Source organism: Aureisphaera galaxeae, assembly GCF_028561275.1.
GTDB lineage: Bacteria > Bacteroidota > Bacteroidia > Flavobacteriales > Flavobacteriaceae > Aureisphaera > Aureisphaera galaxeae.
The window spans coordinates 49,893-76,863 of sequence record NZ_JAQQTF010000006.1; the positions used below are offsets into that span (position 1 = coordinate 49,893).

Consider the following 26,971-nt stretch of genomic DNA (forward strand, 5'->3'; position numbering starts at 1 on the left):
GACAAATCATTAAAACACTGGTAATCAGCAAATAAATCGGATTATATACACATTTTATCACCAAAAAAAGACTGCCAAATCATAGTATAATAGTAAGAAAACAACATAAAAATAGCCCCTCACAAAATTGCTGTGAGGGGCTCGCCTAATCAAACCGTGACTGCTGTCACTATAAAAAACTATTAACCTATTTATGAATATTATTCTTTGATGAGCGTTTTGGTAATTTGTCCTTGTTCTCCTTTTATGAATACCATATAAGTAGCTGAACTTAGATTCGAAATATCCATAGCTTTCTCGGCACCCATATCGGTAAGATCGAATGTTTGAATTAATCGACCATTCATATCATAAATGGAAGCGGTTTCCAAAGCTATCTGCATTGGATTGCTCAAGTATACCCACTGCGAAGCTGGATTTGGATATAGTACGACGGTCGAAAGATCGATCGCATTGTCTTCCAGACCCAACACACTTTCAACAATTAACTCAAACTCACAGGTGGAAACGTTTCCATATTCATCTTCTGCCGTTAAGGTGATGGTATACACTCCATCCGGTACTAATGTACCTGCGACAGGATCCTGAGCAGTGATCGTCACTGGATCGGTACAGTTATCCATAACCGTGGCCTCTCCCGTTGCGAAGTAATCTGGAATTTCATAGAACAGGTTTCCAGCTCCCGGATCAACCGTTTGGTCTTCAGGACACGTAATGACTGGTGCCAATACATCTACCACTGTAACCTGAGCGGTACAAGTGGCCAAGTTTCCACTGGCATCGTTAGCAAATACCTGAACAGTGATAGGTGCTCCAATATCATCACAGCTAAACTCGAAAATATCGATGGCCGTAGTTTCTATGGCACAGTTGTCTGTAAATGTGGCCACATCCTCTGGTAGAATGGATACAAAACCATTTTCGTCTAGCTCGACCGTGATATCCATGCAAACTACTTCTGGATCTATATTGTCTTCAACTGTCACGACAGCAGTACAACTAGCGCTGTTCCCGTTTACATCGGTAACGGTTAAGGTCACCACATTATCTCCTATCATAGAGCAGTCGAACGTGTCAATATCCAATTCATAAGTGTCGATGCCACAGGCATCCGTACTTCCATTATCGATCATGGTACCATCTATGATTGCCATTCCCGTATCATCTAATTGAACGGTAATGTCCTGACATACCACCATCGGTGCAGTAACGTCTACTACAGTAACCATGGCGGTACAGGTTGAGATGTTGCCATGAATATCTGTTACTGTTAGCACCACATTATTTATCCCTACGTTACTGCAATCGAAGGTGGAAACATCAATGGATGAGGAAGCCACCCCACAGTTGTCCGTCTCGACCCCTGTGACGTCAACAGCCGTGATGGTAGCCATCCCTGTATCATCCAATTGTATAGTGATGTCCTGACATGCAATGACAGGAGCCTCATTATCTTCTACGGTAATATTGAAAGTACATACCGTTGTATTACCACTACCGTCTGTAGCGGTGAATTCTACCGTACTTGTGCCCACTGGGAAATCACTTCCAGAAGGAAGTCCACCCGTTTGCGCTACGGTGACAGTTCCACAATTATCCAATGTTATGGCGTCGGCAAAAGTTACTATCGCAGAGCACATTCCGGGATCATTACTAGTAGTAACATCCGAAGGACATGAAATTGTTGGTGCAATGGAATCTTCAACGGTAACAATTGCTGTACATGTTGAAGTATTACCGTTTACATCCATAACCGTAAGTACTACATTATTGTCTCCTATATCCGCACAAGTAAACTCGGTAATGTCTATGGAGGTTGATTGTACTCCACAGGCGTCATTAGAACCATTATCTATATCGCCAGCCGTAATGGAAGCCATTCCATTGTCATCTAATTGAACCGTAATGTTCTGGCAGATGGCCGCCGGTGCCACTGTATCTTCCACGGTAACTACAGCTGTACACGTAGAAGTATTTCCATTGACATCTGTTACGGTTAATACCACGTTGTTATCCCCAACGTCGCTACATGTAAAGTCGGTCACGTCTATAGAAGTTGACTGAATACCACAGGCATCATTAGAACCATTGTCTATATCTCCAGCTGTAATGGAAGCCATTCCATTGGCATCCAATTGTACTGTAATGTTCTGACAAAGGGCTGTAGGTGCTACGGTATCTTCTACGGTAACTACGGCCGTACAAGTGGAAGTATTTCCATTGACATCGGTTACGGTTAATACCACATTATTATCTCCAACATCGCTACACGTAAAGTCGGTCACATCTATAGAAGTTGACTGAATACCACAGGCATCATTAGAACCATTATCAACATCGCTCGCAGTTATGGAAGCCATTCCATTGGCATCTAATTGAACCGTAATGTTCTGACAAATGGCAACTGGTGCCACCATATCTTCTACCGTTACAACAGCTGTACAAGTCGAAGTATTTCCATTTACATCGGTAGCGGTAAGAATCACATTGTTGTCTCCTACATCGCTACAAGTAAAATCGGTTACATCTATGGATACGGATTGCATTCCACATACATCATTGGATCCGTTGTCGATATCCGCGACTGCAATGGAAGCCATTCCGTTGGCATCCAATTGTACTGTAATGTTCTGGCATAATGCGGTAGGAGCCACATTGTCTTCTATTATTACATTTACTGGGAAACTAACCGAATTCCCTGCTCCATCGGTAATGGTGGTAGTGACCAAAGTAGGAGTTCCCACATCCGAACAATCGAAATTCTCTTCCGTAAAGGTGTACACCAAGGAATCTGGACAGTTCTCCACTAGGGTAATCACTGTAAGTAGTTCTGTGGATGTTAGTGTTGTATTCCCGGAAGCATCCAATTGAAGGGTTAGATCCACAGGGTTTCCGGCCAAGGTTGGTGAATCATCTCCCCTTGCCCACACTCTGTGAATGGTGTTTGTATTGAAGGCTCCTACACGAGAATCCATGGTCCAGCGGCTATTGCCAGCTGTTCCTATTTCCCACAGACGGCTTTGCATTGGAGGTCCGTTGAGCTTGAAGAACGGTCTTCGCGTTAATGATCGCTCTAAACCAGACAAGAATCCAGTAGCTACGCCTGGAAGATCTGCTGTATGATTAGGCATCGCCGTAAAGTTTCCATTTTGAATTCCGTCGAAGGATCCAGTGGTCGTTTTTACATAGTTGATTCCGGGAGCGAAATCGGTGGTGAAGTGAAGTATTCTTCCATGGTCACTTGTTTCCCCATAGAATCGCAATTCGGTAAAGTCGATTTCCGGTGCCAATTCAAAATTCATGTGTCCCCAGAAGTCAGTTCCACTTTCGTCATCTCCCAAAGTAGACGACCCCAATAATGGTAAGCTGGTGTTTCTATCGTTTAGAGGAGGAAAGGTTCCTTGTGCGTGTACATAGTTGAGTACTAATAACCAATTACCTCCAACGTTATCCATATCCAGGTAACCTTGGAATGTTGCTCCATTAAAGTTGAAATAGTATACGCCTGTTGGGACTCCGTTCAATGCATAATCGGCAATACTTGTAAATGGATTGGTCTGCGATCCGTCTCCATAGGCGCCATCATAGGACACTATTGGGGCTAAATTATCTTCAACCGTAACTGTAGCTTGACAGGTAGACGTATTACCACTCTGATCCGTTATAGTAATGGTTACCGTATTATCTCCTAAATCATCGCACGTAAAAGTGGTGGTATCCAAACTAATGGTATCCACAGAACAATTTTCGGTTATTCCAGGTGGTATAAAGGCAACATATTCATTTATTGCATTCCATCGTTGGGAGTTTCTTCCCGGTACAGCCAAACCTTCCGTTCCCGTGGCATTCTCAATTCCCATGGTAAAGGGTTCGCCATTATCTAACTTCGAAGTGGTGTGAATCTCAATGATATCGGTTCCTTCATGCAGTTGCACTTGGCTCGTAACCTCGATGGTTTCAGCGATGTGTTCTACATTTATGAAGTCTACTACCAGAATCCGATTCGGAGCCGTTCCAATAGTGGCATATTGAATGATATCTGGTGCTGGCAAATCCTCATCGGCAGGGTCAAGATCGTCCCAAGCAAAAGCAATAAAATTATTTGGGTTACTCGTGCTAGGTATCACATCCCCATCGCAGCAACCCGCGTCCCTGGTACCAAAGGAAATGAATCCATTGGATGAGATAAGGAAGTCATCATATGTATTTCCATAGAAACCGAAAGAAAATCCAACGGGCAAGCTTGGTGATAACTCATCATCATTCAGTGAAATCTGCGTAGCTGTGCTGGAAATATCAACAGGATTAAACATTCCAGATCGATCTATAACATAGTCTGTATTGGAAGGAATTAAGTCGGTAGCAGCAATACTTGCCTGTCCATTCTCATCTAATTCAACCGTAATATCATTACAATATATTTCTGGCGCCGTATTATCTAAAACAGTTACCGTTATATCGCAAGTTGTAGTGTTCCCGGCCGGATCCGTTGCGGTGATAGTAACGGTATGATCTCCGATATCGGCGCAGGTATATGTAGTTGCATTAGCTGTAAATGTGATATCGCAATTATCCGTAGCAAAGCCACCAGAAGGAGGAATAAATGCTACATAATCGTTGGTGACTGCCCAAACCTCTGCATTTCTGCCAGGTGTAGCGGTAGCCAGAGTTCCATTAGCGTTTTCAACACCTTGCGTATGAGGGTCTCCATTGGTAGGCATCTCTGTAGTATGAATTTCGATGCGATTGGTCCCTTCATATAATTGAGCTTGTGTGGTTACATTCAAGCCATCTGAGAAATGGTCTACGTTAAAGTATTCCACAACCAAAATTCGGTTGGGAGCGGTCCCTAAGGTCGCATATCTAATAACATTCTCTGTCGGTTGCCCTCCATTTCCGGGATCTAAATCCTCCCAAGCCAAGGCTATAATATTATTTGGTGTATTGTTATCGGGAATCATATCGCCATCACAACACCCATTATCTGTATCATCGTTAAAGGTGATGAATCCATTGGATGAAATACGGAAGTCGGTATAGTCAATTCCATAGAAGTTAAAATCAAAACCAACAGGAAGCGGATCCGAAACTTGGTCATCACTTAAGGTTACGTCGGTTCCACTGGCTGAAATATCGATTGGATTAAAAGTCCCTGACTGATCAACAGAATACCCCACACTAATACTCGGATCGAAGGTTACCGTGCCATCATCCCCTAACGCGATGGTAACATCCTCACAATTAATTATTGGGGCTTCTACGTCATTAACCGTTACCGTAAAGCCACAGGTTTCTACATTTCCGTTTCCATCATCAATGGTATATTCAACTAGAGTATCTCCAGCTGGGAAAAAGTCACCACTTGCAGGACCAGAAGTCTGTGTCACAGAAACGGGACAGTTGTCCGTTGCCGTAGGTGCAGTGAAAGTAACTACGGCACCACACTCGCCGGGATCATTGTTCACCGAAAAATCGCTTGGGCAACCATTTACCACTGGTGGAATATCGTCTATTACATTCACTAATACATCTATAGCAGTACTATTTCCAAAGTCATCCGTGGCGGTAAGCTGTATGGTATTTAGCCCAACATCGGAGCATGTGAAATCGGTTTGCGACAAGCTAGTGGTAAAGTTGATACAGTTGTCTGTAATTGTCAAGGGTAGATCTGCTACCGATAGGGTCGCATTTCCACTAGCATCCAAAGTCAAGGAAGTAGTAGCACTTGATGTAAGAGATAAATCTCCACGAACCCATACTCTATGAATGGTATTGAAACTATTTCCAGCTGCGTCGTCCACTTCCCAGCGGCCTCCTAATCCACGGATTCCCCAGTGGGCTTGTCCAGCTCGCCAGAAGGGAAAATCTGTAAGTGCAAAATTTCCTCGGCTTGTAAAGAAGTTCGGTGCATTTTGCGGAATGGAAGCCGTATGATTAGGCCCTAGTGAATAATTTGCCGGATTGTTAATACCTGAGAAACTCCCAGTTCCCGTTTTTACATAAGTTAGTACGTTCGTATAACTGGTCGTAAAATCAATAATATCATTGGGGTCACGCGAAGTTTGACCGAAGAAACGGATTTCGGAAAAATCAATATCTGCTGCTAGTGTATTCCCAAAATGTCCCCAATTGGCACTCCCAGCCTCATTATCGCCCAAAGTAGAAGAACCCAATAACGGTAAGTCTGCATTTCTAACCACAAGATCTGAATTATCTCCAGCACGGTGTACGTAATTCAAAATCATAAGCCAAGATCCGCCTAGGTTATCGTTATCTAATTCACCTTGAAATATATTCCCGTTAAAACTAAAATAATAACGTCCGGAAGGAACTCCTCCAACCACAGTTGGATCTACAGAAACAAAAGGATCTGCTAGGGTTCCCGTACCCAACCCGTTAAGCGTTATAAAAGGTGGTGTTGTATCTGCTACGGTAACTGTTGCAGTACAATTATCGCTGTTTCCACTAGCGTCAGTTGCTGTTAAGGTTACCGTATTCACTCCGAGATTAGAGCAATCGAAATCGGTCGTATCCAAAGAAAGGGAAGGTGCACCACAATTATCGGTAGAGCCATTATTTACATCGGATGGTGAAATAGTAATATTTCCTGTGGCATCTAAAGACACCGTAATATTTTGGCAATTAGCTGTTGGGTTAATGTCATCCATGACGGTAACCACGGCATTGCTTGTTGCTGTGTTTCCATTAACGTCCGTAGCCGTTAACACTACAGTATTTGCCCCCAGATTGGTACAATCAAAATCTAAAATATCAAGGGCCAAAGAGGCAATTCCACAATTATCGGTTGTACCATTATCAATATCCGCTGTTGTAATACTTCCATTTCCTGAAGCGTCCAACATTAGATTCATATTCATAGTCATTACCGTAGGTGAAATTGTGTCCAACACTGTTACATTGGCCATACAGGTATCTGTATTTCCTGCCGGATCTGTCGCGGTTAGTGTAACTATATTAGCAGTACTGGGGTAATAATTAAAAGTCCCTGCTAAGTATCTATTGGCAGGACCTGCATCCACTAAGTTAGGATAGCTAAATCCTGCGGGCGTACCGGGTCCATAGTTGGGGGTACCTACAAATGAGATAAGGCCTCCCCCGTCATCTGTGGTGCCATTTCCCGTGTTATTTCCATTCAGTTGTCCTGCTTGAAAACCTTTAGCCACAACCATATACTGTCCTGCGGGAAGTTCTACAGGCGTAATGCTGCGCATTCTGTGGTTGTTTACCAATGGATCTGCACTACCTGAAATTATTATATCCAATCCTGGAACAATACTTTGAGTGTTCCGATCGAAAATCGCAACTCGAATTCCACCGGATTGAGTCCCGTTAATACCATCGCTTAAATGATCGAAAGCTCCCAATTCATCAATAAAAATGGGTGTTAGTACATCGAATTTAAGCCCCAATTCACCTGTCCATGCCTGATTACCACTGTTACTCGTGGCCTGATACGCCTGGAAGGGACCACCGGAAGGCCCTACATCGCTACAATCGAAGGTATTCGTGTCTATGCTTAGCGTTACCGATCCACTATCATCGCTAGAACCGCCATCCACATCTGCAGCAGAAATGATAGCATTACCACTACTGTCTACATAGGCTGTAAAATCCTGACAGACTGCCGTTGGCGCTACGCCGTCGACATATTCTATAATAAATGCATAGTCGATATTAATTCCCAAAGAGTTTACAAAATTGGGATTGGGCGGTATGTATCTATACGTTATTCCATCCGGGTAATTGGTGTTCGCTCTATAGTTGGCGATACTGGTCCCGGGATCTATCATAAAAACATATTCGGTACCGGCAGTAACAGGGACCGGAGGTGAAAAATTCACCCATACACTTTCTGCGGGTTGCGAAAGTGTGAAGGTGTTTGATGCCAAAGGATTTGCATCGGTTAGACCTTCATAAATGGTCATGGTACCCGTACCAGCGACGCTCATCGCATTGGTCGCAAAACGGATGCGATCTATAAAACCCGTACAATCTGGGGTAAAAGCTTGCCCATTGATTTGCGTTGTGTTAATGATCTGTGCAGTAACAACTGAGTTATCTATGTCATTACCGGGTCCGCATTGTGAGTAAATAGTTTGAAGGGATGCCAAAAGCATCAAGACGAGTAGGGTCGATCTTCTCATTTTTGGGGTTTTGGTTGATTTAATGGTTTACACCCTTAAGACAGGGAAAGTGAAGACCACCCTATTTTTATTTCAAAAAAAATGAAGTTTTTTCTTAGAAGAAGATTCTAAGGGACGCATTCGACGTAAAGCCAAGGGAAAATCGCTGTATAACCTGCTTCAATTCCAGATCTACATCATCCTCTTCCTCAGCTCTATAGGTGATAGAAAGTGGTATTTTACGATCGTAGAGATTGAGGGCAGAAAAACCTAACTGGGCCTTCCATCCTTTTTTCTTATTGATGGTAAAATTGTAGATGATCGAAGCATCCAGTCGATGATAATCTTCCAATCGGTCACTATTAATGGCCCCAAATCTCACATCAGAATTCTCTGGATTAAAATTGCTGATAGGTGTGAAGGGTTCTCCCGTTCTGTATTGCCATCCCACCGAAATCTGAAGATTTTTAAACGAAAGCGAATTGGAAATCCTGAAACTGTGCGTAATATCATTGTTTCCATCGAAAGATTCGGGTTGAATCGCATCGAAGGTAAAGTCGATATCATTCAAACTGTAGCCTGCCCAAACGCGGTAAGCCCCTACCCTTTTCTTAAATAATATGTCGAATCCAACAATCTCGCTTTCCCCTTCAGAAAGTTGCAATTGAGGCGTGCTAAATCCACTGGTAAACGAAGTGAGTCCCGATAATCTCTTTAGATAGGCGTCGAAATCGACCGTCCATCCGTTGGAATTAAGAATGACACCCAATGATGCTTGATTACTCTGTAATAATGGATAGGTTCTATCATCGGACAGGCGCCAAATGTTATTTTCCAATCTAAGTTCGGTTTGGTTGAACTCCACCAACTGAGAAATAGGTTGGTTCCTTCGTTCTAAACTGGCCTTTAGACGAATGGCATTGGTCATTGGGAATACTACATTTAGCCGTGGTTCGATATAAAGCTCCCCTACACTTCCATAATGCACCGAACGAACTCCAGCACTCAGAATGCCCTTATTCGAAAAACGATAGGTATAGGTTCCAAACAAAGCATTCTTGAGATTGCTTTGTTCATCGAACACAAATTGATTGTCCTCTGGTTCAGAAGGCTCTTCCTTTACCAAATCTATATTCACGCGAGAGTTGGAGAATTGGTACCCAAAAGAAAGTGAGTGCTTTTCATTGAAATCCCGCCTTGAAATGGCCGTGAGCCCATAATCGAAGATCTGATTCGACCTAATATTGGTTTCTTCCAAAGTGTTTTCAACGAACTCTTCATTCAAATAATGGGAATCATAATTCGCTATGTACGCTGTGATCTCCTCAGTTCTATTCTCGGTACTTCTATGATCCCAACGCAAGCTCACCCCGTAGTTTTTGGTCACTAGGGAATCTATTCTGGTTTCCCCAGTGTTCGTAAATTCGAAGTCGAGATCATTACGCGTATACAAACTACTCAATACGATCTTATTGTTTTCATCAGGTTGATAGATTGCCTTAACATTGGCATCGTAAAACGAAAACTCATTGGTGCTGGTATCTACCGTATATTCGTCATCGGTTTCGACAGTGATTATATTTCCATTAATGTCCCGTACTTCCCCGACATTTCGGAATAATTTCTCCGCATAGCTATCGTAGGTAGGACTTTTATATACTTCTGAATAGGATTTACGGGCAAAAACATTGACGGCCCATTTATCTGAAAGAGGTGCACGCACATAGGCATCTGCACTTAATCCATCGATACCCACCCCGGCTTCTATTTTTTCAGGAATGTTATCTCCAGTTGAAATGTCTATGATTCCTGAAATACGATCCCCGTAGGCTGCTTCGGTCCCAGATTTGAAGATGGTCGCTTTCTTAGTAGCAAAAGGGTTAAAAGCCGAAAAGGCCCCATAGAGATAGCCTGTATTGTATACTTTAATATCGTCGAAAAGAATCAAGTTCTGATCCGGAGTACCTCCCCGTATCTGAATGCCAGAGGCCGATTCGTCCAAACTTCCTATCCCAGGAATTAACTGAATACTTTGAAGTAGATCGGGCGTAACCAAACCAGGCAAAATACCCAATTTCTTCTGATCTACCGAGACAGACCCATCTCTTTGCCAATCGATTCCGGAGGTGACATAACCAGAAATGACTACCTCTGTTAAGGACTCGGTGGTCGATGTCATACTAATTGTTACGCATTCCCTAGCTCCTTGAAACTCCTTGGCAGCATATCCTATGGTCTGTGCTACATAGGAATTACTAGCTGTTCTTTGAAATGTAAAGAACCCATCCTCATTGGTTGTAGTTTGAAGATTTCCTGAAATGATGATCGTTGCAAAGGGTATGGGCGCTTTGGTGGCCGCATCGATGAGATATCCGCATACGCTGTTCCTTTCGGGAATGATAGGAGATACAATGACTTGCTTGGGTGAAACCAATTGAAAACTCAATATCGTTTGGGCTTGCAATAGGGACAGTATATCTTCTAAGGTTACTTGTTGTGCATCTAACGACACCACTTTTCCAGAAACCACGTCGAGCGCATATGAAAAAACCACATCATTCCTAACTTCAACATCTTTAATGACCGTTTCTAAGTCGGTTCCGTCATACACATAATCCTGTCTTTCCTGAGCCAACGCAAGTTGAAGGAAGAAAAGTGAGAGGCCGAATAAAAAGTACGTTAGGTTATTTTTCGGATAGGATAATGGTGTTGCCTGTTGATGTAATCTCATAGCGAATTCCCATAGGGATTAGGGTCGTTTTTAATGCGGTTTCTAGGTCGTTATGCGTAAAGCTTCCCGTAAACAGTCGATCGGTATCTACGGTAGAAGATTCAAACGTAATGGGATATAAATAGGTCAACTCTTCAAGCACCAAATACAGCGGTTGCTCTTCAAAATTAGAAATACCATTTCTCCAGGAAGGTGCTTGGGCTTCAAAAGTACTTTCTTCTATCTGTTTGTCTTTTTCAATAAGTAGTTGTTCGCCTTGTGTGAGTATCGTCCCAACATCCGTATCATCTGCGGTAAAACTCACCTTTCCTTCATAACACTTTACTTGAAAGACTCCTCTATCCTTTATATTGAATTCGGTTCCCAATACCGTTACCTGTCCTTTCGAAGTATTTACGGCAAAGTCATTCCCTTTTTCAATCACAAAATAGGCTTCTCCTTCTAAATCCACTTCCTTATCGAGGCTCCAGAAAAAACGTTTATGGGTGATGCTTGATCCTGAGTTAAGATGTATCTCAATCCCATCTTGTAATGCAATCGTTTGGGTAGCTCCAATAGCCGTAGTATGCGTTTGGGTTGCTGTAAAAAGGTATCCCAAACCTAGAAGCAAGACGACACTAGCGGCTACAGCAAACCATCTACGAAGGGAACGTACCTTGGTGGGTTTTTCCTCTTGTAGCTTAGACTTGACCTTTTGAAATGCTGCTTCGGCGTCTATTGAAGGTGCAGATAAAAGCTGAGCTTGTTTGTTAATAAGCTCAAACTCTTTGAAGGCTTCCGTCTTCTCAAAAGCCATACGCTCCTCGTCCGAAAGTTTCCCTTCGATCCATCTAGCCAAAAAAGTTTCGTCTGTTTCGTAATGCTCTGCCATACATTAGCTTCTTACTTATGAGACATTTAAAAATGGATTTACCCTATTTTATACTTTAATTTCTTTTCCTAATTGTTCTCTCAATTCCCGTAATGCCTTGCTCATCCTGCGTTCTATCGCCTTAACGGTGAGTCCGGTCATTTCGGAAATTTCTTTATACGTCTTCTTTTCTACCCGACTTAACAAGAATACCTCCCTTTCCCTTACAGCGAGGGTGTTGATAGCTGCCATTAACTTCTCCCTAAATTCATCCATCTCCACCAAAAAATCAGGACTTTCATTGTCTATGTTCTGCACAAGGGTCTTTTGGTGTTTTAACACCACCTTTTTGTGCTCCACTTCATTCAGGAAAAGGTTGTTGCAAGCCCTATAAATATAGGCCTTTGCCTTAGAAAAGGAGATGGTAGCACATAATTTCCAAAGTTTGATAAAAACATTCTGAACGATATCCTCTGCCTGCTGTAAATCGCCACACTTATAGTAAATGTATTTCGTGGCCGATTCATAGTAGTCATGAAACAACGTATTATAGTTTTTCTCCTCGCAAATGGATGGTTCTTTCTCGGACATGCTCGCTAAAATCTCCGTGCCAAAAGTAGGAAAAGTCCAAAAATTAATCTTCAAAAAATAGGGTGTATTCTCCTTTTCCTGTCTTGTTTACAAGAAACAACCTTATAATCCAATACGTATGAAAGTATATGCGGCCCTATTATTTACGCTACTATTTTGCACTTCGGCCATTGCCCAGGAATGGCTTACAGACTTTGAAAGCGCCAAAACAAAGGCTTCCCGGGACAGCAAACACATTGTTCTGGTTTTTCAAGGAAGCGATTGGTGTGCTCCATGCATTAAACTAGACAAAGAAATTTGGAGCACAGAAGCCTTTAAGAAATATGCCGAGTCACATTATGTGATGTTACAGGCAGATTTTCCCAGAAAAAAGAAGAATGCATTGCCCGAAACCCAACAGCAACATAACAATGGGCTGGCAGAAAAATACAATCCTAATGGCATCTTTCCCTTTGTTGCCATTTTGAACAGTGAAGGCTTTGTGCTCGGGGAAACTGGGTACAAGAAAATATCGCCTGACGAATACATTACTCATATCAACTCATTCATACAGTAAGCCATGAAGAGCCTATCAATTATCATAGTGTGCCTCCTCAGTACTAGCGTTTTCGCACAGCAAAACTTTAAAAGGGCCATGAAATTAATGGGATGCGGTTTCGAAATTACCGTAGTCGCCAACGATGAAGAAGAGGCCAATGCTTATATCGACCTCGCGGTTTCGGAAATTACACGGATCGAAAACATGATTTCCTCTTGGGACCCCGCTTCCCAGACTTCGGAAATTAACAACAATGCCGGCAAACAACCTGTAACAGTAGATCCGGAACTGGTGCAACTTATTGAACGCGCCAAAAAGATTTCGGCATTAACCGAAGGGGCTTTCGATATAAGCTATGCCTCTATGGACCGTATCTGGAAATTTGATGGAAGCATGACCGAAATGCCCTCTGAAACGGCCATTAAAAACTCAGTTGCCCGAGTAGGTTATGAAAAGATTATCCTGAACAAGGAAACGAATACTGTCTTTCTAAAGGATGAAGGCATGAAGATAGGTTTTGGGGCTATAGGAAAAGGTTATGCGGCCGACAAGGCCAAGGCGTTATTAATAGAAAAAGGCGTTTCTGGTGGAATCATCAATGCCTCGGGAGACTTGAATACTTGGGGTATACAGGCAGATGGAAGTGATTGGTACGTCGCTATAAAAAATCCTCTGAATGACGAAAAAGTGTTCTCTTGGATGCCGGTTAAAAACAGCTCCGTGGTTACTTCTGGAAATTACAAGAAATACGTACAGTTTAATGGAGTCCGCTATTCACATATCATTAATCCAAAAACGGGTTACCCATCGAGTGGGGTTAGAAGTGTGAGCATCTTTACAAAAAATGCGGAGTTAGCGGATGCCTTATCCACTTCAGTATTTGTGATGGGATTGGATACCGGACTTCATTTTATCAATCAATTAAAGGGTGTGGAGTGCGTCATTATTGATGATAACTATAAAATCCACACCTCGAATAATATTCAACTGGACAACCTTTCTTCGGATCAAAGCGCTTCGGAGGACTAAATAGAAAAAAATAACTATGAAAAAATTAGGAATAGGACTTCTCCTTTTAAGTTCCTTACAATCCTGTGTGGTGGTAAAGGAATACGAAAAAGTAAACATCAATGATCCCGATATGAATTTAGCCGCACATAAATGCGAACGGTTCGAAACCAATTTTCAAGTATATAGAGAAGGAGCTTCAGGCGCCAACGGTGGAAAAACCGGAGGTGGTTGTGGATGTAATTAATTACTACTGAATGAAGAACATACTGACCGCTATACTATCACTGTCCTGCATTTGCCTCTATGCACAAGACAACTCGAATTCGACCTATCAGAAAAGGGTATTGGAAAATGCTGAAATCGACTTTGTGTCCAGTTACTATGAACAGGACGGAAATAACGCCTCAGTAACGGGGGGTATTGGTACCGAACGGCTTACCGACGTTACCCCAACCATTACGATCACCATGCCTTTAAGTGCTAACGAAATCCTGACTGTAGATGCCGGGATTTCTGCATATACCTCAGCTTCTTCCAGTAATCTGGATCCGTTTGATTCCAGTGGTGCTTCGGGAGGGGAATACGACGATGACCTTCAGGGGGGAAATGCTAATAGAAACAATGCTAATAATCCCGTTACGGGGAGTCCGTGGGTAGCATCTTCCGGAGAATCCTATATGGACATTTGGGGAAATGCCACGCTTAGCTATACAAAGTACAGCGAGGATAGAAATCGTATTTGGAACGTAAATGGAGGGATTTCGGCCGAATACGATTACTTCTCCGCTGGCTTTGGTGGAGGTTATACCTGGTTGTTCAATCAGAAAAACACAGAAATAGGTGTTAAAGGATCGGTGTTCTTGGACAAATGGAGTGCCCGATATCCTACCGAACTGGATTCGTACCTCGATGCCGACAGGAACCTGAACAACGGCTTCTTTGAAGGAATCGATATCCTGAATGAGCAAGGACAGATCATCGACAAGAATGGAAATGACCTTTGGAGTCCTGTATCTGGATTCGAGTTAATTCAGAACAAAAACCGAAATAGTTATACCTTATCCCTTAGTTTCTCTCAAATTCTTAGCAGGAACGCTCAACTATCCCTGTTTGTAGACCTCATACAGCAAGAAGGTTGGTTGGCCAATCCGATGCAACGTGTATACTTTGGGGACCGTCCGAATTACTTCGTCGGAAATGCAGCAAACATTCCCAATTATACCTCACAGAGTAATACAGACGTGTTTCAATTGGCAGATGACTTTGAACGGCTACCCGATACGCGATTTAAAACGCCTATTGGGGCACGACTCAACTATTTTATAAATGAGTATTTGACCGTTCGCACCTATTATCGTTATTACTTCGATAATTGGGGCATGAGCGCTCATACAGCGAGTGTAGAATTGCCCATTAAGTTAGGCGATAAGTTTACCCTGTATCCCAACTATAGATACTATACTCAATCGGCCATCGATTACTTTGCGCCCTTTGAGGAGCACTTATCTACCCAGCAATACTATACATCGGACTTCGACCTGTCTTCGTTCAATGCCCATCAATATGGCTTTGGAATTCGATATACGGACATTTTTACCAAATTCAAGCTCTTTAAATTCGGTTTAAAAAGTATCGATCTACGTTTTGCCCAATACGAACGAAGTACCGGTTTAAATGCAAGTATCATTTCGGGAGGGTTCAAATTTATATTCGATTGAGAACTGCACCCTTCTGTCTAGATAGTCGAAGCGGTTAGGCGAAAGAGCCTCCTGTACGCATGTACGAGGAGGCTTTTTCATAAAAAAGAAGAATAAACTTAATTCTTAATAAAGGCTTGCACCGATGTTTTGTTCTCCACAGAAGCAATCTCTGCAAAGTACATTCCTTGTACCAAATGCGCCACATCTATACTATTTGTGCTTAAATCGGTATGGACAGTCACCAAGGCTCCTGAAATGGTATAAATAGACACTGAATGAATGGCCGAACGATCATTTGGTAGACTAAAATTCAATCTATCACCTACAGGGTTGGGTGCAATGAAAGCATCTAAGCTAATCTCATTTTCCCCAATCGATAAAATACCATCGATCCGCCGGATGTTACCTACTCCACTAAATTCGGATACATACAGGGCATCCTGTGAAGGATTGTAGATAATGCCATTCGGAAAGCTAAAGGTGGCTACAGATATATCGCCATCTGCACTTCCTTGATCACCTCCAGAAAAAAGAGTAACATCATCTACCGCTTCTGGATTGATCTTATAAATCTGATGCCCTCCAAAATTGGTGCCGTATAAATTACCGTCGGCATACGCGATGAACCCAAGAAAATTGTTGGTGGCAGCGCCTCCATCGGGAACGGTAGCTACATATTCCATATCGCTTCCCGTGAAACGATATACTTCGCGTCCAACGAAATTCCCCACATAAAGCACATCGTTCTCGTCATAAGCAAGACCTACAGGAGCATTGAGAGGTGTTCCTGTGAACAAAGTGGTTATGGTTCCATCGGTAGCAATCTCTTTGATACTGTCATCGTTTGTGTCGGTATAGATCACCGTACCTGTTGGTGTCGCAATAAGACCAGAGGGCGTTGGCCCTACGTTGTAGGTTTCCAATAAATTTCCACCATTATCGAACTTCACAACTTCGCCTGCCCCCCAGTCTACTACGAAAAAATCTCCATTAGTATCGAAAGCAAGTCCATTAGGGTTCGTAAATCCACTTACAAAAGGTGTCGCCACACCTGCGGGTGAAATTTGATATACTGTGTCTCCGGCAAAATTAGATCCGTATAGGTTTCCGTCGTTGTCGAAAACTAGGCCATCGTCTACATCTACGGCTGGGTCGTCCAAGAAGGTGGAAACGGTCTGCGCCAATGCCAAGTTTCCCATGAGTAAAAAGAATACAAACTTTATCATAACTTATATTTTAGTGGTTAGACTTGCTTTAAATCATCCTATCCATATAAAGTGCACGATAGGATTCCTTAGCAGCGTTTGTAACAAAGCTATCTATGAAATAAGGCAATGAAAAATGAAGTTTATTCAGATTTATAAATCGAAATAAACTCAACAGGTAAAGGATATACGGGGGCTTATTCCGCTTGGACCAAACGTTTTTTAATGTAATAGGAAGGGGTAAGTCCAGTGTACTTCTTAAAAGCACTGTAAAAGGTAGAGCTGGACGCAAAACCGGACTTTTCGGCAATATGATCTATGGTCAACCTTCTAAAAGTTGGTTCAGTTTCCAGATTTTCTAACGTATACGAAAGGCGCAATTCATTCAGGAAAGTGGCAAAGCTCTTTTCGTAATCTTCATTGATCACTTTAGAAAGATAGGTAGTGTTGGTATCTATAAGTTTGGCCATTTTTGCCAGCGTCATATTCGTATCCAGATAAAAGCCTTCTTTCATTTGTTCTTCGATGGCATCATGGATTTTTTCACGCTGTGCGTCTTGCATCCCAGGATTATCTTCCTTGGGTTGTCTTTTCACTGTTATGGTTTGTCGTTCCTTTAGTTCACGGGCTAACTCAGAATTTTTAAGGAATAACAAATGCTTTTGCCTGCTCTGTTTCACATAAAAATAATAGATGATAAAAAGTATCAGGAATATACCGAGTAAGGCAATGGAAATAATGGTGAGTTTCGTTTTCTGCTCCTTAATTACCATCTCATTTTTGGCATTCTCCACGTTTAACTTCTCAATTTCTACCTGTTTCTTTCCAGATTCGTACTTCTCGGTAATCATTGCAATTTCCTGCTTCACCTTCAGTCCATCCAAAGAGTCCTTCAATTTCAGATAATAAGTGTTGTGGTCAAGTGCATTTTTATAATCCTTTAAGTGGGCATATACGTTACTCAAATTCTTATGAACCAGAGTGTCTACTGCCGGAGCTGTGGATTCTACCAATGCCTTCTTATAGTGCTGTTTGGCTTTAGGGTAATCGTTTAAAAGAACATAGGCGTTACCCAAGGCGTTATGTAACAAATCCAATTGACAATACGAATTATCCTTAATACCTTTTAAACCGTAGTACACGGCACTGTCTGCTTTCTGTAGTTTATGATAATATCGGCTTAAGGCGAGATAATAAGTGGGAAGAAATAATTCTTTTTTATCCTCGGCTACAATGGCAGCTGCCCGCTTTGTCATTGCTATGGCCGCATTGATCCTTTCCTCCTCTTCATATAATTCGGATCGATAATATAGAATGAAACTATCCATACCCTTATCCACATTAAAGTTCCTTGCTTTATCGAAATAATCATGGGCTTTTTCGTACTCATGAATTTCTTTGTAAAGGGTTGCGATATTGGTATAGGCACGGCAAAGTGATACGCTATCCCATCTTCTGAAGGTGCCTGATTTTCGTAAAAGTTTTTCGGCATTGACATTGTCTTCCACCCCTTTCAAATAATCCTTTTCATAATAATGGATTTCCCCCGCCATTAGATAGGATCGTATCTTAATGCTGTCATGCATTTCGATATCCGTAATATTGTCCTGTAGCAGTTCCTTGGCTTGGTTAATACGCCTCTGGTAATACAAATTCAAAGCATTACAAACCTTGGCATAGCCTATCATTTCGTCATTATTGAGACTCCTTGCCAAATCCATCGCTCTTTTGGCGTAGCGGCTTGAACTATCAAATTGTTTTTGTGATGCATAATTAGAAATCCACGCATAGTAGTTACGCATCTCCATAAGTTTGTCCATTGCCACTCCATTGAATTCTTTTTGGCTTTGTGCCATTAAGGAAGTCCTATTTCCCATAAGAAATAGCATCCCAAGGAGGACAAAAAATAGACAAGGGGTTACTTTGGGTCTTAACTTTTTCATGAGCAATTGGCTAGGGACAATAAAAATAATGCACAAGATTTCTTTTAGCGTCCATTATCGTCAGATAGATTCGAAAATTTCTCCAAATTTATAAATCGAGAGTATATTCAAATACTCATCTTTTTCTCTAATTCCACTATTCACTTACTCAAATTTGCCTGTATTTCATGTATTTCGAGGAAATAGTTATCGGAATTTACAGTATCGGAACCAATTTTAAGTAATTTCGAGATGTGCAACTAAAAAATTGATTATGAAAAAAATAATACTTGCATGTGCATTCAGTATTTCATTGGGTGCCATGGCGCAAACTCCATGCGATAGTGGAATGGCAGGTGCCTATCCCTGCAGTAACTTCGATTTACAATCCAATATTCCCGTAGCCATTTTTGGTGCTACATCCGGAAATGATACCTGGGGATGGACAGATCCGCAAGACGGAAAGGAATATGCCATCATGGGCGTAAAGAACGGAACGGTCTTCATCGATATTTCGGATCCTGTGAATCCTGTATACCTAGGAAAATTAGATACTCATACCAGCAGTAGCGAATGGAGAGACATTAAAACCTTGGGCAATTACGCACTCATAGGAAGTGAAGCTGCCGGACATGGGATGCAAATTTTCGATCTTACCCGATTGCGCAATGTGGCCAGTCCTCCAGTAACCTTTACGGAGGATGCTCACTACGATGGATTTGGAAATTCCCATAACATCGTGGTAAACGAAGATTCTGGTTATGCCTTTGGAGTGGGAACCAATACCTTTTCAGGAGGTCCTCATTTTGTAGATATGACAGATCCTTTAAATCCTGTCGGAGCTGGCGGTTGGAGCGGTGACGGCTATTCTCATGACGGACAGGTAGTAACCTATAATGGACCGGACAGTGACTATACGGGAAAAGAGATATTTATTGGAAGTAATGAAAATGAAGTTGTGTTCGTAGATATTACAGACAAGTCGAATCCACAACATATCTCGTCTGTTAGTTATAACAATATAGGATATACCCATCAAGGCTGGTTTACAGAAGATCAAGCGTATTTCATTACTACAGACGAATTGGATGAAGTATTCTTTGGGTTCAATCTACGTCTTATTGTATTAGATGCTAACGATTTGGACAACCCTAGTGTTCATTTTGAATACTTAGGTCCCACTACGGCTTCTGACCATAATGTTTTTGTGAAAGGAGACAAGGCTTATGCCTCTGCCTATAGAGGCGGTTTGCGCGTAATGGATGTGTCCGATATCGCCAATAACAATATGCCCGAAATTGGATTCTTCGATACTTGGCCTGCCGATGATAATGCCAGTGCCAGTGTGGGCGATCCTGGAGCTTGGGGTGCCTATCCTTTCTTTGAAAGCGGAAATATCGTGATTAGCAACTATTCCGATGCCGGTGGTTTCTTCTTGGTGAGAGAACAATCGCTTAGCGTAAATGATGAGAACGTTCAGGCCTTTTCGGTTGCTCCAAATCCAGCGAAGAACGTATTGAATTTCCGTTCCAATAGTGTGCCGATTACTAGCATTGCCATATACGATCTGAACGGTCGATTATTAATCGATGAAAGTATAGACGCGGTTACCCAAAAGACCCTTGCCATCGATAGACTGGCTCAGGGTATTTATATAGCCGTGGTAAATAATATTCAAAGTATAAAAATTGCTAAGGAGTAAGGGACTTGTGCCCTTGCAGAAAAGTCCCTCGAAAGAGGGGCTTTTTTTATATCGCTTAAGTATTAAACGGGAAGGGTAAAGAAGAAAGTACTTCCTTCACCTACGGTAGATTCTACCCAAATACGACCTCCGTGGGCATCGATGATCTTCTTTACATGCGCGAGTCCAATTCCCGTACCCTCATATTCCTCCCGGCTATGCAATCGTTGGAAAATAGCAAAAATACGATCGCGATACGCTCCTGGAATCCCGATACCATTATCGGAAACCGAAAATTCCCAAAAAGCTTTATCCTGCGTCTTTTCAGCAGAGATATTGATTTCAGGTACCACGTCATCCTTCGTGAACTTTATGGCATTGGTAATTAAATTCTGATACACCAATCGCAATTCCACTTCCGAAGCCAATACTTCGGGCATATCGTCTACATAAATTTCGGCTCCAGTCGTCTTTATTTTTTCGGTGAGATCTCCCTGTATATCCTTCAACAGCGTATTTACATTCACATAGGTCTTATCCTGATTCATTCCTAACTTGGAATGCTTAAGAAGTGCTTGAATTAATTCTCGCATGCGTAAGCTAGAATCATCCATAAACTGAAGGCTTTGCTTCGCAACATCGTCAAAGAGATGGTCGTAGTCTTCTTTCAGAATACCGATAAGACTGCTTATGGTACTCAAAGGTTCCTGTAGATCATGACTTGCTATATAGGCAAATTGCTCCAGTTCGGCATTTTTCTGTTTCAATTCGGCCGCTTGCATCTCAAATTCAGAATTCTTTTCTGCCAAAGCATCGCTTAGCTTTCGCTTCTGTAAATACCCTCTGTAGATGAGAAGTGCTCCCAACAATAACAATCCAGCGATTACAAGCAACAGCATATTCACCTTTTTCTGGGAGCTTATGGTCTCATCCTGGGCATCCAGTATACGCTGTTTTTCGTTGATCTCATCCTCCTGAGCTTTCAATATCTCCAGTTGTCCTGCAATCCTAGTATTCGTGCTATCGATGGTTTCCTGCTGTGTTCGTAAGAACTCTACCTGATTGGCAATGGTACGCTCCAGTTCCTGCTCTATAAGGACTTTGTCTTCATATTTCTGAAGTTGTAGTTGGTTTTGAGACGCCAGCTCTAAAATGGAATCTTGCTGCCGCGTTAGCAAGTCCTTGGAAGAAGTGATGATTTCATCTTTCTGGCTTAGTGCTTTTTCCTGTTCCTTGATCTCTTTATCCCTTTCGGAAATAATCTCTTGTTGTGCCTCCACTTGTTTCTCCTCTTCGGCAAGATCATCTTGGGTTTCCTGAAATAGCTCTTTCCACTTTTCTGAAGAACTTACAGCATAGTTTTCCAAAGAAGGCGTAACTATGAATCCTGTGGAAAGTAATAGCGGTTTATTGATCTCGTATTCGAAGGAATCGCCCACATTTACCATATTGATCATGGACGTATTGTAGTTGTAATCTTCGGAAATCAGTAATATATTCTTTCCGGAAAGGGAAGAAAGTACATAGTTAATATCATAATTGAACTTCCTATTTACATACAGCAACTGAATTCCCTGCACATCTTTCACCTTGTTGAATCGGACCACCTCTACTGGTTTTCCTTGTATCTGGCGTCTTTGGGCCATCACTTGCAAATCGATCGCCACCCGATCGGGTCCTAAAACACCAATACTAAACGTATCGAAATCTGAAGCATTGGGCCATGTGACCTGTTGTGCTATGTTGTAAATAAAGATGGTTCGCTGTACCCTTTTTACCTGTTCATTGCCACTTTCCTGCGCCTGTACAGATCCCACCAAAAGGAAGAATCCAAATAACAAACTACAGATAAAAGAAGACCTTAACATAAAAGCAAACCTAATAAACTAAACTACAATCGCAACAATACGCCTAGCGTATAGTTGGCACCACTTACCCCGAATTGCTGCACACGTCGGCTGTACATGAAATTTCCTTGGCTGGTATTGGCGGAATGGGTATGCGCATCGGGATACACGTTGAACACGTTATTTCCGTAAAGGGAAATAATCAGGTTATCACTCATTTGATAACTCACTCCAACATCCGTAATCAATTTCGAAGAAAATATTTGATCACGTGTTTCTACGTTACCCGTAAACTCATTCAATACCCAATTGTCTGGGTTGCCATCTTCCGGGTGCATATAACCTACTTCACCGAAATAGGTATTCCCCAACTGAAATTTATAATTGTCGAATTCGTAAGTAATGAGGGAATTCACTTTAAAATTAGGCTGGGCCTCTTCTACCCGAGCCACATCTTCTCGGCTAAACAACACATCTTCCTGCCCATCAAGTGCCTCCGGAACATGTATATCCCCAACCACCTTTGTGGATGTGAAATTGGCAGATAAAGAAGCATTTAACTCTCCGCTGCCCAAATTATCCTTGTAGAATAAGGAAACATCCCCTCCAGAAGTCCTGGAATCGATAGCATTGGTGAAAAACTGAGCCGCACTTACATTAAAGGGCGATAAAATATCCTCATACCCTTCGGCAAACCTTCCTGAAAGTACGATCCGATCTTCAATATTAATGAGATAGTAGTCGGCACTAAAGGTAAGTTTGTCCCCTAACTTCCCATTGAATCCAAGACTGAAATGCCTAGATGTCTCTGCACGTAATTTATCAATCTTAAAGGCTTCTCGAGCTACCGCGCTTTCGTTATTGAAGGTTCCTACTTGTACAATTTCTCCATCAATGAACTGGGTACTAATGTTCTGGAAAAACACTTGGTGTAACGACGGCGCCCTAAATCCTTTGGAATACGATCCCCTAAAGCTAAGCCTATCATTAACGCGATAACGACTGGATATTTTATAGACACCTTGACTTCCGAAGTCATTGGAAGCCTCAAAACGACCTCCTAGCTTAAATAATAGATTGTCCGTAGCATTTACATCTATGTCCACATATCCTGCCGAATTGGTACGGAATCTGTTCAGTTCATTTTCTGGCTGAAACCCCGGAAACACTTGGGCTCCTGGTATACGAGGTTGCTCTTCCCCGTTCTCGTCTGTAAAAGTTTCGCCTCCGTCAATGTACGAAGCCTCTTCCCCAGCAATGATCTGATAATTTTCAACACGAAGCTCAGCTCCAAAGGCAAGGTTGATTCCCTTTAAATAATCGAACCCGCGGGAAATGTCAAGGTTAGTAGTATTTTGATTGTACACAAACCCTCCCGAATAAAAAGTACGGGGAGAAGCTATTCCTAGGGAGGCATTGTTAGAATTATTGATGGTATAATCAATACGATTGCTTCCTATAGAGTGGCTAAAGTCGATATTAAAGTTATTCTTAATCCCTTTAATCCCCATAACGACAGCGTCGTCCTGAATGTCCGTTAGAATTTCTGGTGAAAATCCATTGGGGAACAATTCGAACACCACACGATCGGGATCCTTCGGGAAGCGATAGAACCCTTTACCTTTACCTTCCCTATAGTTACGACCTCCATGAAGGTATAAGGCCGCTGTAGGGGATACTTTAAATTCTCCATTAAAGTAAAGGGCTAAATTTTGGGTTTCTGCATTCCCAATTTCCATAACTCTTCTATTGTCATAACCTGTTTGACCGAAGAAATTATTCTCTTCTATCAATTGTGCATCCAATACGGGATCATCGGTATACACAGCTCCTGTGTAATCTCCCGCCCTGTTGGTGGCATTTCTATTTCTATACTCGGCTGTTACATTCAAAAAGCCTTTGTTTCCAAGCTTTAATCCAAAATTTCCAGAAGAATAGTTTTCAAAGCCGTCGCCTTCGGTATTAATAAGCACACGATTGTCAATATCGATTACTTCGGTCTGTTTCTTCAGAATGATATTGATCACCCCAGCGATCGCATCCGATCCGTACTGAGAAGTAGCGCCTTCCCTAAGAATTTCAATACGTTCAATCGTAGCTATGGGAATGGCATTAAAGTCGGTTCCTACACTTCCCCTTCCCACGGTTCCATTTACATTAAGGAGCGAACTGTTATGGCGTCTTTTTCCATTCACCAGAACCAGCACCTGATCGGGTCCTAATCCTCGCAAGGTCGCTGGGTCTATATGGTCGGTTCCATCGGAAATGGTCTGATTGGTAGAATGAAAAGAAGGCACCAAGTAGTGCAGCACATCACCAAGCTCCATTCTAGGGGAACTCGCCAACAACTGAGGGGAAATAATATCTACTGGTGCCGATGTCTTTAAACTGGAAGTTGGGCTACCCCTACTTCCAATGGTTACAGGTTGATCTATAGAAAATCCTGTTTCTAACAGGAAGTCCAATGTAGCTGTCTCGCCCACCTTTACGGTCACTTCCTTAGATTGGCCTATGTACATTACAAAGCTCGCATTAACAACATAGGTTCCCTCGTCTACATCTAAACTAAAGTTTCCTTTTACATCCGTGGTGGTAACCAAGTCGGTTCCTTCTATACTTACGGTTGCTCCTGGAAGACTTCCAAACTGATCCGAAACATTACCTATGATCACGGCACGGGACTGCGATTGTCCATAGCCCATAAACTGAAAGGCAAAGAGCAACGTCAGTAGACCTAGGGATTGTCTAAGATTAGGTTTGAAGCGATTTGGTAATAAGGGGGTCATTGGGCATTATAAAGTTAATTCATATAACTAGCTCGTTGAGGAGTATTGCTTTTGGAAATGAACTTCATAAACAGAATCTAATATGTTCATGGAAAGAGGTTTATTAATGTAATCATCCACCGAATACTTGCGCATGGATTTCTTTACTTCCTCGGGATTTGATGAGGTAGATAACAAGATTACTTTAATACCTTCTGTAATATGAACGGGAAGTTCTTTAAAAGCATCCAAAAACTCCCACCCATTCATACCGGGCATATTGATATCCAAAAAAATGAGATCTGGTTTTTGAGCGTCCGTATTGGGTATGGATTGTAGAAAATCCAAGGCTTCACTCCCACTCCTTACCGCTAACGTCCTTCCGAAAGAGTCGTGCTTTCCTAGCATCATTCCATTAAAAAAGTTTGTAGCATTGTCATCGTCTATTAGCAATACAAACTCAACGGGATTCATCATAACGCGCAAAGATAATTAAGTGAGGGGATTACCGAAATTTTGCTACGGAAAAACCGCTGGAAAAATAACAATTTTCGGCCTAATTTCAATTTTATCGACAAAAAACATTCTTTCATCGATGAGCTACATTTACAACTCACTCTATTTCATGAAAATAGCTAACAAAAAATTAAAACGAATAGGTATAATCGACCCCTAAACCAAAGGTAGTATCTATAGTTTTCCCCGAATCCAAACCAGAAAACAGTCTAAAATTCCCGTAATTATCCGTTTTGTACATCACAGAAAGGTAATTATGCAATAGGTTGATATCCGAGGGAAACGGATTGTTATAAGTACCCAAATGTTTAGCGATAGAGGTTTTGAACAGCCATGAAAACTTGCTCACTTCGCCATGCACCCCAAAATGGTGCACCTTGGCCCGATTGCTCACGATAGGAGACGTTTCACTGGTGATTTCGCGTGTTGGATCTACCAATACAAAAGGAACCCCAATAATGGCACCATCGTAGGTCCAACCGCTTCTGTAAATATTATTGCTGAAGTAGTTGTCGGCTCCTGCCAGTTGACTTCCAACACCTTGATCGTCCGTGCTCACATATTCATAAAGCACTCCAGAGACGATTTTCTTTTCGGAAGGCACAAAATGTATCCCCCATACCCCGTCAGGTAGGTTCTTTAGTGCTGTTCCCGATCCATCCTCAAAAGGATGCTCATGGTATAAAGAGAAATCCCCAACCGAAGTACCAAAGCTATAATCCAATAAGTAACTTCCCAAATGATTTCCCACAGCATTTACGATCTCTCCAGCCTCTCCACTTTCCGAAGATTCTTTCGCTAGAAAAACGTCTACAAAAGCATCAAATCCACTGGGCAACTCTCCAAAATCAGGAGAGGTTCCCGCCCATTGCGCATAATGTTGAATCTGTGCTGTAAGGGTGTTATTTTCGTTGATCTTAATATGCAATCCCAAGCGCTTATAATGCACAAGCACATCGTCTACATAGCGATCGTCATTCAACCAATAATGTCCTATTCCCCAATCGATTCCAATAGCATCGGTAATTTTCAATGGTTCGGAAGCTTCCAATAAGACGCCAGATAATGGGCGGGCGTTCTGGGAAAAAAGAAAGTTTTTATTGGTGGTGGATAGACCGTTCATTACCGTCTCTCCTTTTTTCGCCCCAACAACCGCATTCAACCACGAATTGGTGAATTGGGCATAGATATCCCTACGCTGAAATTCATCCTGCACTTCATTTCTATAGAAAAAGGAAGCCCCACCGCTTATTTCTGAAGTTTCGGTCAAAGCATACGAACCTCGAATCTCTCCAAAACCGGAAAAGGTAGTTTCTTCACCCCATCGGGTATCGGTGTTCTTGGATATCCAAAAAGGAGATGCATCTTCGGTGGAAAAAAGTCCCGAAGCGGAAACACTTCCTTCCCAAACTACAGATTGGGAAAAAGCCGTTAGTGTGAATAAAAAACAACAAATAAATCGCATAACAG

The 26,971-nt window shown here is 42.1% G+C and carries 15 protein-coding genes; 5 read left to right on the forward strand and 10 right to left on the reverse strand.

Annotation, left to right across the window (positions count from 1 at the left end):
- Positions 1 to 200 precede the first annotated feature (200 nt).
- From POV27_RS10945 to POV27_RS10960, 4 genes are all read right to left on the reverse strand, one after another.
- Complete coding sequence (locus POV27_RS10945; RefSeq protein ID WP_272862810.1) at positions 201 to 8,165, reverse strand: HYR domain-containing protein; 7,965 nt, start codon at positions 8,163 to 8,165, stop codon at positions 201 to 203.
- Between the two features lie 94 nt (positions 8,166 to 8,259).
- Complete coding sequence (locus POV27_RS10950; RefSeq protein WP_272862811.1) at positions 8,260 to 10,875, reverse strand: TonB-dependent receptor; 2,616 nt, start codon at positions 10,873 to 10,875, stop codon at positions 8,260 to 8,262.
- Complete coding sequence (locus tag POV27_RS10955; protein ID WP_272862812.1) at positions 10,829 to 11,746, reverse strand: FecR family protein; 918 nt, start codon at positions 11,744 to 11,746, stop codon at positions 10,829 to 10,831. Before POV27_RS10955 ends, POV27_RS10950 begins: the two co-directional genes overlap by 47 nt.
- 48 nt (positions 11,747 to 11,794) lie before the next feature.
- On the reverse strand, positions 11,795 to 12,316 hold the full coding sequence (locus tag POV27_RS10960; RefSeq protein ID WP_272862813.1) for an RNA polymerase sigma factor: 522 nt from the start codon (positions 12,314 to 12,316) through the stop codon (positions 11,795 to 11,797).
- A 118-nt stretch (positions 12,317 to 12,434) separates the two neighbouring features.
- Here POV27_RS10960 and POV27_RS10965 point away from each other — a divergent pair, with 118 nt between their 5' ends.
- Genes POV27_RS10965 through POV27_RS10980 form a run of 4 tightly spaced genes read left to right on the forward strand, consistent with a single transcriptional unit; the run spans position 12,435 to position 15,583 of the window.
- A complete protein-coding gene (locus POV27_RS10965) occupies positions 12,435 to 12,872 on the forward strand; it encodes a thioredoxin family protein (protein WP_272862814.1) in 438 nt (145 codons plus the stop codon).
- A 3-nt stretch (positions 12,873 to 12,875) separates the two neighbouring features.
- Positions 12,876 to 13,883 carry an FAD:protein FMN transferase gene (locus tag POV27_RS10970; protein ID WP_272862815.1) on the forward strand — a complete coding sequence of 336 codons (1,008 nt, stop codon included), beginning with the start codon at positions 12,876 to 12,878 and terminating at the stop codon, positions 13,881 to 13,883.
- Positions 13,884 to 13,899: 16 nt separating this feature from the next.
- A complete protein-coding gene (locus tag POV27_RS10975) occupies positions 13,900 to 14,109 on the forward strand; it encodes a DUF4266 domain-containing protein (protein WP_272862816.1) in 210 nt (69 codons plus the stop codon).
- 10 nt (positions 14,110 to 14,119) lie between these two features.
- The gene (locus POV27_RS10980; protein WP_272862817.1) at positions 14,120 to 15,583 is read left to right on the forward strand and encodes a DUF3570 domain-containing protein; all 1,464 of its coding nucleotides are present in this window, start codon (positions 14,120 to 14,122) and stop codon (positions 15,581 to 15,583) included.
- A 98-nt stretch (positions 15,584 to 15,681) separates the two neighbouring features.
- Here POV27_RS10980 and POV27_RS10985 read toward each other — a convergent pair whose 3' ends face one another.
- Both POV27_RS10985 and POV27_RS10990 read right to left on the reverse strand, forming a co-directional pair.
- The gene (locus tag POV27_RS10985; protein WP_272862818.1) at positions 15,682 to 16,791 is read right to left on the reverse strand and encodes a T9SS type A sorting domain-containing protein; all 1,110 of its coding nucleotides are present in this window, start codon (positions 16,789 to 16,791) and stop codon (positions 15,682 to 15,684) included.
- A gap of 176 nt (positions 16,792 to 16,967) precedes the next feature.
- Positions 16,968 to 18,713: a helix-turn-helix domain-containing protein gene (locus tag POV27_RS10990; protein ID WP_272862819.1), complete on the reverse strand. Its 1,746-nt coding sequence runs from the start codon at positions 18,711 to 18,713 to the stop codon at positions 16,968 to 16,970.
- 253 nt (positions 18,714 to 18,966) lie between these two features.
- Between POV27_RS10990 and POV27_RS10995 the strand changes: the two genes are divergently transcribed.
- Positions 18,967 to 20,394 (forward strand): choice-of-anchor B family protein, encoded by a 1,428-nt coding sequence (locus POV27_RS10995; RefSeq protein ID WP_272862820.1) that lies wholly within the window; start codon positions 18,967 to 18,969, stop codon positions 20,392 to 20,394.
- 62 nt (positions 20,395 to 20,456) lie between these two features.
- Here POV27_RS10995 and POV27_RS11000 read toward each other — a convergent pair whose 3' ends face one another.
- The 4 genes from POV27_RS11000 to POV27_RS11015 all read right to left on the reverse strand — a co-directional run bounded on the left by POV27_RS11000 (position 20,457) and on the right by POV27_RS11015 (position 26,966).
- Entirely contained in the window at positions 20,457 to 22,241 is a 1,785-nt protein-coding gene (locus POV27_RS11000) for a YfiR/HmsC family protein (protein WP_272862821.1), read from the reverse strand.
- 23 nt (positions 22,242 to 22,264) lie between these two features.
- The gene (locus POV27_RS11005; protein WP_272862822.1) at positions 22,265 to 25,006 is read right to left on the reverse strand and encodes a TonB-dependent receptor; all 2,742 of its coding nucleotides are present in this window, start codon (positions 25,004 to 25,006) and stop codon (positions 22,265 to 22,267) included.
- Between the two features lie 27 nt (positions 25,007 to 25,033).
- A complete protein-coding gene (locus POV27_RS11010; RefSeq protein WP_272862823.1) occupies positions 25,034 to 25,462 on the reverse strand; it encodes a response regulator in 429 nt (142 codons plus the stop codon).
- 169 nt (positions 25,463 to 25,631) lie between these two features.
- Positions 25,632 to 26,966: a capsule assembly Wzi family protein gene (locus tag POV27_RS11015; RefSeq protein ID WP_272862824.1), complete on the reverse strand. Its 1,335-nt coding sequence runs from the start codon at positions 26,964 to 26,966 to the stop codon at positions 25,632 to 25,634.
- Positions 26,967 to 26,971: the final 5 nt, after the last annotated feature.

Coding starts and splice junctions, on each gene's coding strand:
- POV27_RS11015 (WP_272862824.1), bottom strand. CDS start 26,966: ATGCGATTTATTTGTTGTTTTTTATTCACACTAACGGCTTTTTCCCAA.
- POV27_RS10980 (WP_272862817.1), top strand. CDS start 14,120: ATGAAGAACATACTGACCGCTATACTATCACTGTCCTGCATTTGCCTC.
- POV27_RS10960 (WP_272862813.1), bottom strand. CDS start 12,316: ATGTCCGAGAAAGAACCATCCATTTGCGAGGAGAAAAACTATAATACG.
- POV27_RS10990 (WP_272862819.1), bottom strand. CDS start 18,713: ATGAAAAAGTTAAGACCCAAAGTAACCCCTTGTCTATTTTTTGTCCTC.
- POV27_RS10950 (WP_272862811.1), bottom strand. CDS start 10,875: ATGAGATTACATCAACAGGCAACACCATTATCCTATCCGAAAAATAAC.
- POV27_RS10955 (WP_272862812.1), bottom strand. CDS start 11,746: ATGGCAGAGCATTACGAAACAGACGAAACTTTTTTGGCTAGATGGATC.
- POV27_RS10970 (WP_272862815.1), top strand. CDS start 12,876: ATGAAGAGCCTATCAATTATCATAGTGTGCCTCCTCAGTACTAGCGTT.
- POV27_RS11005 (WP_272862822.1), bottom strand. CDS start 25,006: ATGACCCCCTTATTACCAAATCGCTTCAAACCTAATCTTAGACAATCC.
- POV27_RS10995 (WP_272862820.1), top strand. CDS start 18,967: ATGAAAAAAATAATACTTGCATGTGCATTCAGTATTTCATTGGGTGCC.
- POV27_RS10945 (WP_272862810.1), bottom strand. CDS start 8,165: ATGAGAAGATCGACCCTACTCGTCTTGATGCTTTTGGCATCCCTTCAA.
- POV27_RS11000 (WP_272862821.1), bottom strand. CDS start 22,241: ATGTTAAGGTCTTCTTTTATCTGTAGTTTGTTATTTGGATTCTTCCTT.
- POV27_RS11010 (WP_272862823.1), bottom strand. CDS start 25,462: ATGATGAATCCCGTTGAGTTTGTATTGCTAATAGACGATGACAATGCT.
- POV27_RS10985 (WP_272862818.1), bottom strand. CDS start 16,791: ATGATAAAGTTTGTATTCTTTTTACTCATGGGAAACTTGGCATTGGCG.
- POV27_RS10975 (WP_272862816.1), top strand. CDS start 13,900: ATGAAAAAATTAGGAATAGGACTTCTCCTTTTAAGTTCCTTACAATCC.
- POV27_RS10965 (WP_272862814.1), top strand. CDS start 12,435: ATGAAAGTATATGCGGCCCTATTATTTACGCTACTATTTTGCACTTCG.